Genomic DNA, 17,316 nt, shown 5'->3' with positions numbered 1-17,316 from the left:
TTTCTGTTTAAAGTACGTAATAAGCGGCACTGAGTTGTGGTTCTTGCACGTGCTTTTTCTGTTCCTGTTTAATCCAGGAGGTTGTGGTTTAGCTGACAGTGTAAGTGGCGAGTCCATTGTCCCCACTACGGCGCTGGCGGATGGCTTTCGCGAGGAGCCATAGACAAGGCCTGTCTTTGTCTCCTCGCTACGCCTACCACAGCAGTCGCCTTCGTTGGATAGTGTGAATGGCAGTTCCTACACTTCTTTTGCAAGAAATACATAATAGATATCACGATGTCACTAATCTTCTTCCTATAAGAACCACAACTAGAATAAATACCACTTAGTAGCGCAGGCACAACTGCGGGGTAGGCCGTGGCCATGAGACAACTGGCGGCACTTTGCCAGCTGGCTCATGGCTGTAGGCAATCCCCCAAGTGCCTGCGCGGGTCCAGAAAGTAGACACTCACTAACTTCAGTATCCAACAAACAGTCGAGCAATGCCCCCAACAAAAGTGACAAAGACTCGTAGCCGCCTAGTCTTTCCGTCAATCGTGTTTGTAGGTTGGGTAAGTTACGCAATTTATCATTCTTAGAACCAAAACCAAAATAAACACTACTTAGTAGCGCCGGCACAACTGCGGGGTAGGCCGTGGCCAGGAGTCAACTGGCACCACCACCGCCAGCTGGCTCCTGGCTGGAGCCCACGTGCCTGCGCGGGTCCAAAAAGCAGACACTCGCTAACTTCAGTTCCCAACAGCCAGTCGAGCAACGCCCCCCAACAAAAGTGCCAAAGACCGGCAGCCGCCTAGTCTTTCCGCTAACCGCGTTTCCAGGTTGGGTACTGTACGCAATTTATCATTCTCAGAACTACAACCAAAATAACTACCACACAGCAGTACAGGCACGCACTAACTTCACTGTCCACCAACTAAGTTGAGCAATGACCTAACTCAACGTATCTCTCACAACGCATATTGTAATAGGACTACTTGTCCCAAAACACATGACATTTGTCATCTCAAAGTCATGACATCTATGTCTACCCCTCCCGCCGCATACAAGTTATTCTTAATGTACTAGCAAACCCAATAGGAGGGAAATTCAAACATGAGTAAAGAGCAAACGAAGCAACTGCATAAAGACGTCGCGCCTTTCGCGAAGTCTGATTTGAAAAAGAGTATCATTCAGATGATCAATACAATTCCACCAATATTTATCCTATGGTTCCTGGCTTACCAAAGCTTGAGTGTGTCGGTCACATTAACGGTTGCGTTGTCCATCGTTGCAGCGTTCTTCGTAGTTCGTACATTCATCATCTTCCATGACTGCACGCACGGTTCATTCTTCCGCAATAAAAAAGCGAATAGCATTGTAGGAACAATCACTGGCGTCTTGACATTATTCCCATATGAAAAATGGAAAAGAGAGCACTCGATTCACCACGCAACTAGTTCAAACCTAGACAAACGCGGTGTTGGAGACATCTGGGTCATGACGGTTGAAGAATACCAAAATGCTTCGAAGTTCGAGCGTTTTAGCTATCGTGTTTACCGTAACCCTATTGTCTTGTTTGGATTTGGACCTTTATACTTGGTACTGATCGCAGGTCGTTTTAACCGTAAAGACGCGCGTAAGAAAGAGCGCATGAATACGTATCTAATCAACGTTATTTTAGTTGCAGTCTATACAGTACTAATCCTAGCTATTGGCTGGAAAGCATTCTTGTTGATTCAAGGTACTATGATGTTCACAGCTGGTGCCCTTGGTATTTGGTTGTTCTACATCCAACATACATTTGAAGATTCTTATTTTGAAGAGGAATCTGACTGGGATTATGTTAAAGCGGCAGTAGAAGGAAGTTCGTACTATCAATTGCCACGTGCTCTTCAGTGGGCAACAGGTAATATCGGATTCCACCATGTACACCACTTAGCACCACGTGTACCAAACTATAACTTAGAAATGGCGCATGAATTAACTCCGCCATTGCAAAAAGCTACAACGATTACATTGAAGAATAGTTTTGAATCATTGCGTTATCGCTTGTATGATCCAAACAATAAAAAATTCATTACATTTAAAGAAGCAAAACAATACTCATTAAGAGATAAATTGTCGATTGATTTAAAACCAAAACGCACACATTTATCATAAAATGGCGAGAGAAGGGGCAATCCTTCTCCGCCTTTTTATTTTGTCCATATATCAAAAGAGCTAGCAGAGACAATATTTGTTACAATGGGATGAAAAGGACGGCGATGAGAACTGATGTATAGTTGGTATAGTATTTTTCCTAAAAGCCCCTGGCTCAGTATTTATGCTTGGGTTGTATTTTGTATTTTACCTTTCTTTTTTATTTTACGAAGTGCATCTTCATTTAATTTAACAATAGGCATCATATTATTAGTGTTATTTTTCCTTTCTTATTATTTTTCCGCCAAGTCCAAAAGCGGTCTTATGTATATGTGGATCAGTTTTGAAATTGTCATTTCGGTCGTGATGACCTTGTTGTTTGGATATGTATATCTATCACTGTTCATTGCGTTCTCTATTGGAAATATACGAAGACCAGTAGGCTTTTTTATTATTTATGGATTGCATATTGCGATCTTAATCGCGGCGATTGTTGCGGGGTTCTTTCTTGAGATTGAATTATTTTTACCGCAAATCCACTTTGTTATTATCACCGTTATTGGTGTAGTATTATTGCCTTTCAATTTGTACAATCGTCAAAAACGAGACTTACTTCAAGATCAGTTGGAGATTGCAAGGGAGCGGATATCCGAACTGATGATCATTCAAGAGCGTGAGCGTATTGCACGGGATCTCCATGACACGCTTGGGCAAAAGTTATCTATGATTGGTTTAAAAAGTGATTTGGCTTCTCGATTAATGGATCGAGATATCGAGTCTGCCAAAGCAGAGATTCAAGATATACGTCAAATTTCTAGTACGGCATTAAAAGAAGTCCGGGTTCTTGTCAGTGGGATGCGGCGTGTGAAGCTTAAAGATGAGCTGGTGCGCGTCCAACAATTGTTGAATGCGGCGGAAATCGATTTAGATGTAGAAGGAAATCCGAATTTCCCCGACGTATCTCCTATTGTAGAAAATGTACTTGTCATGTGTATGAAAGAAGCAATCAATAACGTAGCGAGACATAGTTATGCAAAGCGGTGCTGTATCATATTTGAACAGACAGAAAAGGCATTTGTAATTAAAATAAAAGATAACGGTATTGGTATCGCGCAAAATGGTTTAAATTTACCGGGAAATGGGCTTGATGGCATGAAGGAACGGTTAGAGTTCGTCAATGGTAAACTGTCCATTAAAAGTGACGGTGGAACTCAAATAAAAATCGTGGTACCTGCTGTTCTAAAGCAAATAAAGGAGGGGTAACGTATGATCCGCATTGTAATTGCAGAAGACCAAGGAATGCTGCTCGGTGCACTAGGGTCGTTGTTGAACCTGGAAGAAGATATGGAAGTAGTAGGCAAGGCTAAGAATGGTCAAGAAGCCGTGGACTTGGTTAAAAGTCTTCGGCCGGATATTTGTATAATGGATATTGAAATGCCGATTAAAACCGGCTTAGATGCAGCGGAAGAACTCCAGGATATAGAATGCCAAATTATTATTCTAACGACGTTTGCGAGGGCGGGTTATTTTGAACGAGCACGTAATGCGGGAGTTCGTGGCTATTTGCTGAAAGACAATCCGATCGAAGAACTGGTGAAATCGATTCATTCTATAATTGAAGGTCGCCGAATTTATGCACCAGAATTAATCGATATGGCATTTGAAATGAAAGAAGAAGAGAAGAATCCATTGACCGAGCGAGAAGTTCAAGTACTTAAATTGGTATCCGAGGGGAAGACTACGAAACAGATTGCGGCTGAACTGTTTTTATCACCCGGCACTGTCCGTAACTATGTCTCCACGATTCTGGATAAACTTGGTGTGCGTAATCGTATTGAAGCAATTACGTTATTTAATGAAAAAGGCTGGTTCGAATGAAATCTGCACGGGCATACATTCATAATAGGGAGTGGTTAGTGAGTGAATAAAATGACGCAAAGTGAGTGGCTTGTAAAGCTACCCTTATTACAAAGCGTGGTAGAGAAGAAGGAAGTATTATGGTGTAACCCTTCTATTGAATCAGTAAAAGCTGGCCTGTTGAAGACGCGTTTATCAAAAGACGATATAACAGACGCTAGTCATCGCCTAGAAAAATTTGCTCCCTATTTGGCAAAAGTTTTTCCTGAAACGAATCAAGGTATTATCGAATCTCCATTAACACCAATTCCAAAGATGAAGCAAGAACTTGAAACGGCATACGCTATTGATATTCCAGGCAGGCTTTTATTAAAGCAAGATAATGCGTTACCAATCTCCGGCTCAATCAAGGCGCGTGGTGGAATTTATGAGGTGCTGAAACACGCAGAGACACTTGCATTAGATAATGAGTTGCTGGATCACACAATGGATTATAGCCAATTCGATTCACCAACATTCCGTGCATTGTTTGCAAAGCACAAAATAGCTGTAGGCTCGACTGGTAATCTAGGATTGAGTATTGGCATTATGAGTGCAAAACTTGGCTTCGATGTAACGGTGCATATGTCAGCCGATGCTAAACAGTGGAAAAAAGATTTACTACGTTCAAAAGGCGTTCACGTAGTGGAGTATATAGATGATTACAGTAAGGCAGTAGAAGAAGGTCGGCGCCAGGCAGAGGCTGATCCGTCTTGTCACTTTGTGGACGATGAAAACTCTACGGATTTATTCATGGGATATGCCGTGGCGGGGGAGCGTGTAGCAGCGCAATTGAAAGAGCAGAATATTGCTGTCGATGAAGCGCATCCACTATTCGTCTATTTACCTTGCGGCGTAGGCGGTGGACCTGGCGGTGTGGCGTTCGGATTAAAACTAGCATTAGGCGATCATGTCCATTGCTTTTTCGCTGAACCGACACACTCACCGTGCATGATGATTGGAATGATGACAGGAATGCACGATCAAGTCTCGGTTACAGACTTTGGCCTGGACAATAAAACTGCGGCTGATGGATTAGCAGTCGGCACAGCTTCAGCATTTGTCGGGAAAACGATGGAACCTTTCCTGACAGGATGCTATACGGTAGAAGATCAGACATTATTCACGCTACTGAAAAAGCTAGCGGACAGCGAAGATATTTGGCTAGAACCTTCAGCACTGGCTGGTATGACAGGGCCAGTACAAGTTATTCAGTCTAAATTACCATTAGCGGACTCCAAAGATACGACACACCTCGTATGGGGAACAGGCGGAAATATGGTGCCTGAAGACGAAATGAAGGACTATTATAATTATATGATGAAATAATATACGCTATTTCCTGGGAAATCGACAAAAGATCCGCAGACATTAGTCTCTGCGGATCTTGTTTTTTGAGTGTGTAATTTAGAAGCGCCTAGATATCACGGAAGGCGTTGTGAAGTGAAAATCCGCCCTTACTATTAATTTCTGCCACACTTCATAGTCTTACTGTAAATCTTTAAATAGCTTCAATCTCAAAAGTCTTGGAGCTAATAATAGACCGATAATTGTCCCGCTCACTGTCGATACCAGAAAAGGGGGGAGGAAGAAGAAAGCCGTTACGGTTGTACCCATCAATATTTTTGCATAAGGTACCGCAAACAAAGGTGCTATCAAACCGGTGCCGATTATCTCCCCAATACCCGCACTCCAATTCCTTTTGAAACGCTGATAGAATATGCCGGCTAAAAATGCACCGATCATACCACCTGGAAATGCGAGCAGTGAACCAGTTCCGGTCAGTACGCGTACGAGTCCTGTCATAAACGCCACTATGACAGCGGCCCCCGGACCCATTACAATTGCCACTATGACATTTACAGCATGCTGTATGGGATAAGCCCTGGCGATACCAGCAGGAAATGAAACGAACGCGGAGCCGGCAACTGCGATTGCGACAAACATGGTCATGAATATCATTTTGCGTGTATTCATGTGGACATCATTCATTTCAAAAAGGAGTGAATGGTTTTTAATAAATCGCTTGCTGCATACTGTGGATCTTTCGCCGATGCAATTGCGGAAACAACAGCTACACCATCTGCCCCAGCTTGGATAATGGAGCTAGTAGTAGCCAGTGTAATGCCACCTATAGCAACTAGCGGCATGTTAGGAAACGCAGTATGGATTTCTTCTACCAAAACGGTACCTACAACGGCTGAAGCATCGAGTTTGGTCGAAGTCGGATAGATCGGACCCAGTCCTATATAATCCGCACCAATTGATTGTGCCAGTTGTACTTCTTTTGCGTTGTGGGTAGAAACTCCAAGCCATTTATCCGGACCGATTCGCCGACGCACACTGTCTGCCTGTTCGTCATCTTGTCCAACATGAACTCCGTCTGCATTAATTGCCAATGCTAGATCCACATCGTCATTGATGATGAAAGGAACGCGGTACAGTCTGCAAAGTGCCTGACACTTCTTGGCGAATCCGAGCAAAGCTTCGCCTTCAAGTGCATTCGATCCTTTTTCACGCAACTGAAAACATGTGATACCACCGCGCAGAGCTGCTTCCACTATTGCTAACGGATCCTGACTACCCGAGTTTGGTGTGCCCATTACAAAATATAAGCCTAATGCTTTCCTCACTTCCATAGTTCGCATCAGTGCATCTCCTTTTTTAGCTCACCGTATGCCCAGTGATTTGTCGGTCCGTGCCCTGAACCAATCTTTAAACCATGTTCAATCGCAGCCTGTATGAACTGCTTTGCTTCAGCGACTGCATCCGGCAACGAAAAGCCTCTCGCTAGAAAACTCGTCAAAGCTGCTGCAAATGTGCATCCAGTTCCATGTGTATCTTTCGTTTGAATCCAAGGTGTTGTCACAGTGAACGATTGACCGTCTGCGTCTGCGTAATAATCTTTTGCATCCAGCACGTCATTTCGGTGTCCGCCTTTCATCACGACGGCTTTCGCTCCCATCTGAATAAAAGCGGTTGCAGCTTGCCGAATGTCTTCGTCTGTCTGTATTTTCATTCCAGTCAGCACTTCCGCTTCAGGAATATTCGGTGTAACAATTGTAGCCAGCGGTAGTAAATGTTCTTTTAGTGCTTGAATCGCCTGTTGTTGCAATAAAGATTGTCCACCCTTTGCAATCATGACAGGGTCAATAACTAAAGGAATTGGAGGATATTCTTTTAATAGCGCAGCAACTTCAGTAATGATTTCTGCCGAAAATAGCATGCCGGTTTTACATGCTTTTACATCAAAGTCATCAAGTACTGCACGTATTTGTGCTATGACTCCGTCGGTCTGTATCGGATATACACCGTGAACGCCATGTGTGTTCTGTGCAGTCACTGCAGTGATCGCAGACGTTCCGAATACACCTAGCTCTTGGAATGTCTTTAAGTCGGCCTGAATTCCTGCACCTCCTCCGCTATCCGAACCCGCAATGGTCAATGCTACTTGTACTGTCAATTGAAAAACCTCCTGTCTATTATGCTAAAGATGTTTTCGATTCGCGATCCAATGTATGTAATATATTTAAGAAGTTCACAGCAAAGTCTCCAGGACCACGGGAAATTTTCGCTGTTTGTTCACCAGCTCGTTTATAAAATAAAAGTGCATCTGCAACGGCTTCCAAAGGATGTTCCATTCCTACTGAGAGAAAAGCACCTGTGACAGAACTGAGTAAACATCCTGTGCCGGTTATGGTAGTCATCATAGGGTGGCCGCCTGTGATAGACAATGTGGAATGGCCGTCCGTGACGATATCGACTTCGCCTGATACTGCTACGAGACAGTTGTACTTACGAGCAGTCTTTTCCGCTAGATCTTCGATGTCTGCAGAACCTTCTCCTGCGTCCACGCCTTTAGCGGTCCAGGGTACATCTGCAATCGCAGCAAGCTCCCCTGTATTACAGCGGATCAATGTGACATCTACTTCGTCCAGTACTTTCAGGACGCTAGCTTTGCGAAAAGGGGTGGCGCCTGCACCAACCGGGTCTAGTACAACAGGTTTTCCTGCTGCACGGGCACTGTTTCCGGCCAAAATCATTGCGTCCACTGTTTGTTGCTTTAACGTACCGATATTTAAAATACTGCAAGCGGCAATTTTTGCAATATCTTCTGCTTCCTCTACTGCATCCGCCATAACGGGAGAAGCGCCTATTGCTAGTAAACCATTTGCCTGGAAATTCGCAACTACAAAATTTGTAATGCAATGAACGAGCGGTTGCTTTTGACGAAGTTGTTGAATAAGCTGCATGTTTCTCTTCCTCCCTTTAAAGGTATATATACAAAAAGCCCATGCATTGATGGGCGGTTGGGTATGAAAACTACCCACTTTCCTCCGCTAGTATGTACTAGATCAGGTTCAAAGGGTTTGCGTAATTGCATCTCAGCCAATGGCACCCCTAGTGGTTGCTATGTATCAGACAGGCTAATTATATCATATACATGAAAAAGGTTAAAATGATACTGGGATAATGGGGTGGAAGTACGTGGAAATGAGCGATTGCGCATAGAGGAAGAGGTATAACTATATGCTGAATGTTACATAATTATCTGAAGGCGTATAACTGTTTCAGATGAAATAGATAAAAGGGAGCAGATCGCAAATGGAGAAATTATTCGAAATTCAACAAATGGACCATTCAATGGATGATATATCGTTTACGTGGAGTGACACAGGTGGTTATTATCGTGTCTATAAAAATGACCGTCAAGTATATGAAGGAACGGCCCCGAAGTTTACGGATGGGCAACTAGACCCGTCACATCCTTTCCAGTATACAGTGGAACGAGTAGAAGAAGGACGGGTTCGTGATGTAATTGTTATCCAGACATCTGCCCTGACTGAGGTACAAGAAGATGAACATCCTTTACAACGACTGGTGATCACGACGATTGCCGCCTCCTCACAAATTGCTCTGTCGTGGGAGTGGATTAAGGATGTGGAGAAATTCGATATTTACCGTAACGGTCAATACCTCGAAACAATTGCTGACAATCGTTTTATTGATCGCGAGGTAAGTTCTTCGGAGTCGGTCGTTTACAGTGTGTCGGCAACATGCCCGTTGATTGATAGCAATCAGAAAATGAATATCAGTAAGTCAATCGCATCAAAAGTGTATGAAGTGATTATGCCCCCGAATCCGAATAATAAACCAACAGAAGAAGTCTATACCTTTTCTGTGCGTGTAAAGCAAAGGGATCAATTACTCACACCGATAGCTGACAGAAAAAAAATAAATAAAGTGAAGCAATGGAAGTTCCGATATACGACGTTTTTAAAGGAAGATATTATAAAGAACCCAAATCTCTTTTCACCTATTTCATACTTTACGGGGGATGATCGAGACTTTAATCCGGAAGGGAAAAGTTTCCGCACCCGTGTGGATATAGAAGGACAGTTTGTCGCAGGAGATAGCACACTGCAATTTACGAAAGCAACTGGACCAACAATTGGTATGAATTATATGAAACGGTATAAACGCCATGACCATGCATCAGTAGATGGTATAGAAATAGAGCGGTTAGAAGGGAAGTCAACAGAAGTTCATTTTGCAATCAATCATGACGTGGGCAACCCACTAACTGCTTCGCCACCTATTCATTATGAATTGAAAGCTCATTTGGATCAGAATGGGAACCTGGACTTAGTTGGTTATCATAATGATGCGCCTCATCATGAGATTTATTTAGCGCTTGATGACGAGGATTGGCGCTCGGTGCATCGTACTGAAAGTGAAGGGTTGGCGTATTTGACGGGTGTGCTAGGAGATAATTATTGGCGCTATATGACGTGTAATTAACAATGAACCGCCGCAGTCCACTATGGACTGCGGCGGTTCATTTAATTAGGCTTTACTAGTCGATGGTTTCTTGAAAACTTTTCCGATCAGAATTAAGTTTTGTGACACGTACATTCAACTTTTCGATTGACTCATCTGTTAGTTCAATTACTCCGTCTTGTTCATACTTCTTCCATGTATTCAATTCCTGTCTATATAAATGTTCGGAAAATCGATAGACGTCAATGTTTTTTTCTATAGCCTCTTTGTATGTCTCTAAAATTTGTTTAGATATCTCTTCCTCTAATCTTTTCTGGATTTCTTTTATCGAAATGGAGCCTTCCTTTGTACTCAGTGATGCTTCCACATCTACTTCCACATTAAATTTCACACCGTTTTTATTGATGGGTGTAATGGTCGGATTTACTTTATCGACTATTATGGATACATGATCATCTCTTTCTGTTTTGAAAGAAATTCGACCACGTTTAGTTTTCTTCGTCATCCACTGCAATCCTCTTGCGCTAGAACCCGTAATAAATCCTTTGAAATTGTGGCGTGAAATGGACGCAATGCCTGATAAAACAGGTGCTGCAACGGACTCTTTTGAAGACTCCCAATTATCCTTTACGTTGATAAGAGGGATTGCCGCTTCGTGTCCCGGCTCGTCCAAACCGATAATCAGCTCACGTATATTCGTAGGATAGACAAACGATTCTTGTTCGTAGGAATTGTCTGGATCACCAAGTTTTGATAGGGTAAGTGCTTTGTTAATAACAGGGCGGACCAGCAACACGTCCTGCACCGGATCCTTTGTAGCATATAACCAAATTTGATAGCGCGTCTCTAGATACCGTGTAATTCTGTCAATGACTGCATTTAATTTGCCATGCTCCAACACCTTTTCCGATACAACAATGTAAGAAGCATGTCCCCAAAATACCTGCTGGTCAACGGAGTGATACAGCTGGGCAAGGGCATCATCAAATGTATCGGCCTTGGCAAATCCTACTTCTGCCTGAGGTATGTCACTCACGGGTTGTTCAGATTTTGGTGTATTGGCAAAGTCGATAATCTGTAGATATATGTGAAATTGATTATCTATATAATCAACGCCCAAGCCATTGACATACAGCATTCGCTCGGGTTCTCTCATATCCCAGCAACCCGCCAAGAATAACGTCAGACAAAGTGTAGCGAACAACGCAGCTTTTTTCATTCTCCGGTTCCTTTCTGGCGTGTTTTATCCTTTGGATGCAATACGTCAGGTCGCTTATTGTATTGTTCAGTAGGTAGGCGGAGCAATGTCTTTTTAATATTTGTCCACTTGATGTCTGTTGCAATACTTAAATAAGGAACCCCGAATGTATGGATAGTTGATAAATATAAAAGGGTAGCAAATAAAGACACATAAAAACCAAATAAACCCATCAGTCCGGTAAGTATAATAAAAAACACGCGTAATGCACTGACAGCTGTAACGAGTGATTGATTAACTAAAGTATAGGCCGCAATTGTAGAAGTGGCGATCACGACAATCATAGCGGGACTTGTTAAACCTGCGCGTATTGCCGCATCTCCAATAATCAATCCACCTACAACTCCAATCGTACTTCCGATTACAGTTGGCAGACGTAGACCCGCTTCTCGAAATAACTCAAATAAGCTAAGCATCAATAACATTTCAAACATAGAAGGAAAAGGTAAACCTATGTTTGCCTGTACGATGGTTGCCAACAATTGAATAGGTAACTGATCTTGATGAAAGGCGGTGAGTGCAAGCCAGAAAGCGGGTAACAGTAAACCAATTAATAAACTGCCGAGACGAAGCAGTCGTTGTACCGAACTTTGTAGACTTGGAAATTCAAAATCCTCGGATGTTTTCATTAATAAAAACAAGCTGATCGGAGTGATGACGGCATAGGTTACGCCGTCCACTAGAATAACGAAGCGACCTCTCGCCAATGACTGGATTGCATTGTCAGGTCGTCCCGTATAGTCAGATCGGGGGAAGAGCAAGGATTTTTTATTCACTAACTCCATCAATGCATCACCGCTGAACACAATATCCGTATTCACTTTGCCCAGCTGTGTCCGCAGTTGATATAATGTATCTTCACTGGCAATATCATCGAAGTACATAAGTGCTACAGAAGTTTTTGACCGTGTGCCTAATTCAAACTTTTCCACGCATAAAGAATTGGTAGGAAGGCGTTTTCTAATGAGTGCAATATTAACTGAGATATCTTCAATGAAGTTATCACGTGGTCCTTTAACCGGAACTTCTAAACGTGTTTCTTCAGGTGACCGATTTGGTTTACTTTCAATATTACCGGTCACAACTAATTGGAGATCTTCAAAATACACGAGCACATGCCCCGTATACACGAGCATAATTAGTTCTTTTTCTGTTTTTGGAATCTGAAGTTTTGGTATATATAAAGAAGAGCAAAGAACTTGCACACTTATGCTTTCTTTATTGTCAGCATATAATTCACGTACACTTGGAATCACAACTTCATTCAATAATTGTGCATCGAACATTGAATCGCATGTGATGAAGTAGACTGTATGTGATTGAAAAGTATAGGGCTGGAACTGTATATCACCAGAATGTAGAAAAAGTTGCTGTAGTGAATCCAGATCAATGTTCATATCAGGAGCTCTCATACTATATCACCATTTCCTAATAGATTAGTTCGGTTGTTTTCTTGATTTCCTTCCCGACCGTTGTGCGGCGAAGACAAGAATGAATGTTAGTAGAAACAAGAATACAAATGTGCCAGTTAAAACATAATCACCTTTGATTTTAAGAAACACATGGTCACTCACTAAAAGTAAGGATACGCTCATAAAGAAAAGGGCCGGCAAGATGATCTTTGAAATCCGCTTCTTATCACCAGTCATCCCTAACAGATCAATTGCAATGAAGAGTAGCAAACCAATGCGGATAAAAGCACCGGTTAGCCATTGATAAATGGAAAGGAAGTCTAAGTGTTCAAAAAAACGACCTATCGAGACAAGTCCCCATTCCTCATAAGCAGGATAAAGTTGCTTCGCGGCTTCATTTGGTCCGAACTCCGTAATAGCGCCAACGAGGGGACCGATTGTCAGCCCGAGCAAAATGAGCATCATGACCGTGAAATGGTACCAACGAAACGGATTTTTCACGCGATGCTGAATGAAGAGAAGCAATAATAGCTCTATAAATCCCGACGCAGGATAGATAGCGGATTTGAGGACAGGTTGTACACCGTGTTCTAAAAAAGGCTTTAACATGTTGTAATCTTTCACTTGCAAGTTAGTAAACGCTACGAAAAATCCGAAAATGACTACACCAAACAACACGATTGCATTGACGGTGACTATGGATTGTAAATTGGCCATCGCAAGTAGAACGCATAAGACGCTAAATGTTAGCAATAATAAAAATAGGGGAGTTTTCGGTAAAAAAGTGGCGGCAATCCACTCCAACATCTCGACCATTGTAAAAGTAGACAAAATCAGCAGAAAAATTGCAACCATATATCTGATGACAGCTGATGGCACCTTGCCGACAGTTTCAGTTAGCCACTTCGTCAAATGTTTCCGTTCGGACTTTTTATGGATATAGATAAAAAGAAAGACAAAGGGAAAGATAGCAAGGAACGCAATTATGACTGATATCCATCCATCTCTACGTGCATCTTCCAGCAATGAAGGAATAATGGTCACATGATTTTTCAGTCCAATAACTGTCATGGATAAAAATATGACATGCAGAATGCTGATTGAGCTCTTTTGATTCATAGGAACCCCTTCTTAACTAAAGTAGTTTCCTTTAGCTTTACCTAAAATGTACAGTTTTATAATCTATATAAGTAATTAAAATGGAACCGTAATAGTACAGTCTACGATTTGTATGATCTATAAAACTATTTGATTGAAAGCGCTTACCAAATGGTTTAGAATAAAAGATAGCTTATGAAAGCGTACGCATCAGGAATAAAGTGAAACTATGTTTCGTATAATAGCTTTGCGTGCATAATGATTGCGCTGAGATACAAGCAAAATAATGAGAACAGGGAGTGTGACGCAGTATGGTACAAGCTTCAGAAAATCTAGTTTACGCAAATCCAAATACAGAAGGTTCAAAGGTTCAGTTCAAAGAACGCTATGATAATTTCATCGGCGGCAAGTGGACGGCGCCAGTAAAAGGCCAGTATTTCGATAACTCAACGCCAGTTACAGGTAAGGTATTTACTCAGGTGGCGAGATCTACAGAAGAAGACATTGAACTGGCTCTGGATGCAGCTCATGCAGCAAAAGATGCGTGGGGAAAAACATCAGTCACTGAACGTTCGAATATTTTGCTGAAGATTGCTGATCGTATTGAAGAGAATTTAGAAATGCTAGCTGTAGCTGAAACATGGGATAACGGAAAGGCTGTACGTGAAACATTAAATGCCGATCTTCCGCTTGCAGTAGATCATTTCCGATACTTTGCTTCTGCAATTCGTGCGCAAGAAGGCGGAGTCAGTCAAATAGACAACGATACTGTAGCCTACCATTTCCATGAGCCACTAGGAGTTGTAGGGCAGATCATTCCTTGGAACTTCCCTATTTTAATGGCAGTATGGAAACTTGCTCCGGCATTGGCCGCAGGAAACTGTGTCGTGCTAAAACCAGCTGAGCAAACACCAGCGTCTATTTTAGTATTGGTTGAATTGATCGAAGACTTACTGCCGGCAGGTGTTCTGAACGTAGTCAACGGTTTCGGACTGGAAGCAGGAAAACCACTAGCATCCAATCCGCGAATCAATAAGATTGCCTTCACAGGAGAGACGACAACAGGCCGTCTAATCATGCAGTATGCTTCACAAAACTTGATTCCGGTTACTTTAGAATTGGGCGGAAAATCCCCGAACATTTTCTTCGAAGATGTAATGGCGGAAGATGATGCGTTCCTTGATAAAGCAGTTGAAGGTTTTGTTATGTTCGCCTTAAACCAAGGAGAGGTCTGTACGTGTCCATCTCGTGCGTTAATTCAGGAATCCATTTACGATAAGTTCATGGAACGTGCACTTGAGCGTGTTAAAGCGATCAAGACAGGAAATCCATTAGATCCAACGGTCATGATGGGTGCCCAGGCATCGACTGAGCAACTAGAGAAGATTCTTTCTTACCTAGATATCGGAAAGCAAGAAGGTGCAGAATGTCTGACAGGTGGAGAGCAAAATAAGCTCGAAGGTGATCTTGCAGAAGGTTATTATGTGCAGCCGACTGTATTTAAAGGACATAATAAGATGAGAATCTTCCAAGAAGAAATTTTCGGTCCTGTAGTTGCAGTAACGACATTTAAAGATAAAGAAGAAGCGCTAGAAATCGCGAACGATACATTGTATGGACTAGGTTCAGGTGTCTGGACGCGTGATATGAATACAGCGTACCGCTTCGGTCGCGGGATTCAGGCAGGACGCGTATGGACGAACTGCTATCATGCATATCCGGCACACTCTGCTTTCGGTGGCTATAAAGCTTCGGGTATCGGCCGTGAAAATCACTTACAGATGCTAGCGCATTATCAGCAGACAAAGAACATGCTAGTTAGCTACGACGAAAGTAAACAAGGATTCTTTTGATCGAATCTGTCTGGAGGATCCGCAGTGAATGGAGGAGTTCCTATGCCAGATCGAGTAGTCGCAACAGAAGAAGCATTGGCTCTTATAGAGTTGTTAAAAGATAAGCACGGTCCTCTGATGTTTCATCAGTCCGGCGGTTGCTGTGATGGATCTTCCCCGATGTGTTACGAAGATGGAGATTTAATTGTCGGTAACCAAGATGTGTTGCTAGGGCACATCGGTGGCATGCCATTCTATATGATGAAAAGTCAGTTTGAGTATTGGAAACATACACAGCTAATTATTGACGTAGTCGATGGGCGTGGTGGAATGTTTTCGCTCGAAGGAGTGGAAGGAAAACGTTTCCTGACTAGATCCCGGGCCTTTACTGACGAAGAATATAAGGAATTAACTCCATGAAAAAAGCCTTCCATTAAATAGGAAGGCTAGGACTGAAAGCAACTCCAGGAACATCGGAGTATGTTTTCAGTCCATTTTTTATAAGTAAATATATATATAATCTTTACGAGATAAAACGTTGCCGTTCTTCAGGTGAGGGCAACATACAAGATAACTCCTTTTTGCCGAACCATTTATATCGATTTGTTGCAATGTAGTCATAGACGATGTCGCGGATTGCGGGTGGAATGACTATGAATAGAAATGCCAAGTGCCATAAACCATCCAATTTTTTTGCGATACGTAAAGCTGCGCCTGACTTTGTATAGGCTTTACCATTTTCAATCAATACTAAGCTATCTACGTTATCTGGAATTTGATAGTCCTTACGAAATTTTCTACCTACATCATCTTGTAACGAAGCGAATGAAAAGTGTTTGTAAGGGTCACGTTTAATAATAAATTGCACGCTTGCGTCACAGAAGTTACATTCGCCATCAAATAGTATAATTCTATTTCGTTCCATAAATATTCTCTCCTTCAAAAATACGTGATATCGTACTATACCCACATAGCGTGAACTTCACTCACTCTACGTAAACAGAATAGTTTGACATCTTTAATGGTTCGTATATAATAGAAGGTGACTAGGCTGGTTCTGTCTTGTGTATCATATATAGAAGAAAGGGTGAAAAGGTATGGAGCGTCAATACATCCATCCAGCTGAGCTGGAGTTGCGTCGTGACTCTGACTTTTTACGTTCCGAGAATATGGTAGGCGAAGGTGCTCCGGTCCATGGCGCATTAAATGAGTGTGAAATTCTTATAAAGAAATTGGAATCGATAGAAAATAGTCTTGGTTTTGAGAAGCCTTCTACACCTAGAAGCTGTGAGTTATAAACAGTCTATTAAAAATAAAGCAATGCCCTTTATCACTATTGATAAAGGACATTGCTTTTTTTTTGGCTTTCCTATGTCGGTAGCCCGTAACAAATTTATTTACTCGCATGTAATAGGGTATAAGGAGGTGGAGAAATGAATCAAGGACATTGTGGAATGTCAGGCGGACATCACCAGCAAGGATGGGGACACCAACAGCCTCATCATCAAGGAATGCATGGTCATCAAGGTATGCCAGGCGGACAGCAAGGTTTCCAACCCGTATTTTGCCCGCCACAGTATCGGTTTAACGATTGCTTCACTAAACAGGAAATGCCATTTATTCATCCGATCGTGAATGTGAATCGACACCACGTAGTTGGTGTGCCACAGCACTACTATACAGAAACTACTGAAGACGTTATGGGATCTACTATTATGCCAGGAAGAGGGCCAGGATTCGGACCAGGATCTGGAGGTATGTGGGGTGGCGAAGGTTGTCATCGCCGTAGAAGATGTCGCTAATCGTTTTTTAATATGAACAATCCGCCAACTCTAGAATTTTAGAGTTGGCGGATTGTTTTATTTTTTTCAACACCTGTCGAGTCTATACGGCGCTTTCAGCATTAAATGTTATCCAGCTT

Annotated in this window: 17 protein-coding genes and 1 riboswitch; of the genes, 9 read left to right on the top strand and 8 right to left on the bottom strand. The window is 42.3% G+C overall.

Annotated elements, in window-relative coordinates; all coding sequences use genetic code 11:
* The first annotated feature begins 1,092 nt into the window (after positions 1-1,092).
* The 4 genes from desA (at position 1,093) to CSV68_RS06905 (ending at position 5,343) form a co-directional block, all read left to right on the top strand.
* Positions 1,093-2,139, top strand: a complete 1,047-nt coding sequence (gene desA / locus CSV68_RS06920) for a Delta(5) desaturase DesA (protein WP_099635531.1) — start codon at positions 1,093-1,095, stop codon at positions 2,137-2,139.
* A 114-nt stretch (positions 2,140-2,253) separates the two neighbouring features.
* The gene (locus CSV68_RS06915; protein WP_099635530.1) at positions 2,254-3,381 is read left to right on the top strand and encodes a sensor histidine kinase; all 1,128 of its coding nucleotides are present in this window, start codon (positions 2,254-2,256) and stop codon (positions 3,379-3,381) included.
* Positions 3,382-3,384: 3 nt separating this feature from the next.
* Entirely contained in the window at positions 3,385-3,996 is a 612-nt protein-coding gene (locus CSV68_RS06910) for a response regulator transcription factor (protein ID WP_099635529.1), read from the top strand.
* Positions 3,997-4,047: 51 nt separating this feature from the next.
* Entirely contained in the window at positions 4,048-5,343 is a 1,296-nt protein-coding gene (locus tag CSV68_RS06905) for a D-serine ammonia-lyase (RefSeq protein WP_099661756.1), read from the top strand.
* Between the two features lie 159 nt (positions 5,344-5,502).
* On the opposite strand, the gene thiW is transcribed toward CSV68_RS06905, so the two are convergent.
* The 4 genes from thiW to thiM are packed head-to-tail and all read right to left on the bottom strand — an operon-like array spanning position 5,503 to position 8,267.
* Positions 5,503-5,991, bottom strand: coding sequence for an energy coupling factor transporter S component ThiW (gene thiW / locus CSV68_RS06900; RefSeq protein WP_099635532.1), 489 nt, complete (start codon positions 5,989-5,991; stop codon positions 5,503-5,505).
* Between the two features lie 11 nt (positions 5,992-6,002).
* Positions 6,003-6,662: a thiamine phosphate synthase gene (thiE, locus tag CSV68_RS06895; protein ID WP_099661752.1), complete on the bottom strand. Its 660-nt coding sequence runs from the start codon at positions 6,660-6,662 to the stop codon at positions 6,003-6,005.
* Entirely contained in the window at positions 6,662-7,477 is an 816-nt protein-coding gene (gene thiD / locus CSV68_RS06890) for a bifunctional hydroxymethylpyrimidine kinase/phosphomethylpyrimidine kinase (RefSeq protein ID WP_099635527.1), read from the bottom strand. Before thiD ends, thiE begins: the two co-directional genes overlap by 1 nt.
* Before the next feature lie 19 nt (positions 7,478-7,496).
* Positions 7,497-8,267 carry a hydroxyethylthiazole kinase gene (gene thiM, locus CSV68_RS06885; RefSeq protein ID WP_099635526.1) on the bottom strand — a complete coding sequence of 257 codons (771 nt, stop codon included), beginning with the start codon at positions 8,265-8,267 and terminating at the stop codon, positions 7,497-7,499.
* A 62-nt stretch (positions 8,268-8,329) separates the two neighbouring features.
* A riboswitch (TPP riboswitch) is annotated at positions 8,330-8,427 on the bottom strand.
* A gap of 192 nt (positions 8,428-8,619) precedes the next feature.
* On the opposite strand from thiM, the gene CSV68_RS06880 reads away from it, so the two are divergent.
* Positions 8,620-9,816, top strand: a complete 1,197-nt coding sequence (locus CSV68_RS06880; RefSeq protein WP_099661751.1) for a DUF3238 domain-containing protein — start codon at positions 8,620-8,622, stop codon at positions 9,814-9,816.
* 55 nt (positions 9,817-9,871) lie between these two features.
* Here the strand turns inward: CSV68_RS06880 and CSV68_RS06875 are convergent, their stop codons facing one another.
* From CSV68_RS06875 to CSV68_RS06865, 3 genes are read right to left on the bottom strand one after another with little or no spacing between them, the layout of a single operon-like run.
* On the bottom strand, positions 9,872-11,014 hold the full coding sequence (locus CSV68_RS06875; RefSeq protein ID WP_099635524.1) for a Ger(x)C family spore germination protein: 1,143 nt from the start codon (positions 11,012-11,014) through the stop codon (positions 9,872-9,874).
* Complete coding sequence (locus tag CSV68_RS06870) at positions 11,011-12,450, bottom strand: spore germination protein (protein ID WP_233190515.1); 1,440 nt, start codon at positions 12,448-12,450, stop codon at positions 11,011-11,013. Before CSV68_RS06870 ends, CSV68_RS06875 begins: the two co-directional genes overlap by 4 nt.
* Before the next feature lie 39 nt (positions 12,451-12,489).
* The gene (locus CSV68_RS06865) at positions 12,490-13,584 is read right to left on the bottom strand and encodes an endospore germination permease (protein ID WP_099635522.1); all 1,095 of its coding nucleotides are present in this window, start codon (positions 13,582-13,584) and stop codon (positions 12,490-12,492) included.
* A gap of 290 nt (positions 13,585-13,874) precedes the next feature.
* Here CSV68_RS06865 and adh point away from each other — a divergent pair, with 290 nt between their 5' ends.
* Together adh and CSV68_RS06855 are read left to right on the top strand one after the other, a co-directional pair.
* A complete protein-coding gene (gene adh / locus CSV68_RS06860) occupies positions 13,875-15,416 on the top strand; it encodes an aldehyde dehydrogenase (protein ID WP_099635521.1) in 1,542 nt (513 codons plus the stop codon).
* A gap of 42 nt (positions 15,417-15,458) precedes the next feature.
* The gene (locus tag CSV68_RS06855; RefSeq protein WP_099635520.1) at positions 15,459-15,815 is read left to right on the top strand and encodes a DUF779 domain-containing protein; all 357 of its coding nucleotides are present in this window, start codon (positions 15,459-15,461) and stop codon (positions 15,813-15,815) included.
* 103 nt (positions 15,816-15,918) lie between these two features.
* Here CSV68_RS06855 and CSV68_RS06850 read toward each other — a convergent pair whose 3' ends face one another.
* A complete protein-coding gene (locus CSV68_RS06850; protein WP_099661750.1) occupies positions 15,919-16,320 on the bottom strand; it encodes a thiol-disulfide oxidoreductase DCC family protein in 402 nt (133 codons plus the stop codon).
* 172 nt (positions 16,321-16,492) lie between these two features.
* Here CSV68_RS06850 and CSV68_RS06845 point away from each other — a divergent pair, with 172 nt between their 5' ends.
* Both CSV68_RS06845 and CSV68_RS17295 read left to right on the top strand, forming a co-directional pair.
* Positions 16,493-16,693 carry a hypothetical protein gene (locus CSV68_RS06845; protein WP_099635518.1) on the top strand — a complete coding sequence of 67 codons (201 nt, stop codon included), beginning with the start codon at positions 16,493-16,495 and terminating at the stop codon, positions 16,691-16,693.
* A 135-nt stretch (positions 16,694-16,828) separates the two neighbouring features.
* Complete coding sequence (locus CSV68_RS17295; RefSeq protein ID WP_199175011.1) at positions 16,829-17,197, top strand: hypothetical protein; 369 nt, start codon at positions 16,829-16,831, stop codon at positions 17,195-17,197.
* The last annotated feature ends 119 nt before the right edge of the window (positions 17,198-17,316 follow it).

The sequence above is a fragment of the Sporosarcina sp. P29 genome, from assembly GCF_002743265.1.
GTDB lineage: Bacteria > Bacillota > Bacilli > Bacillales_A > Planococcaceae > Sporosarcina.
This window is presented reverse-complemented; position numbering and strand designations above follow the sequence as displayed.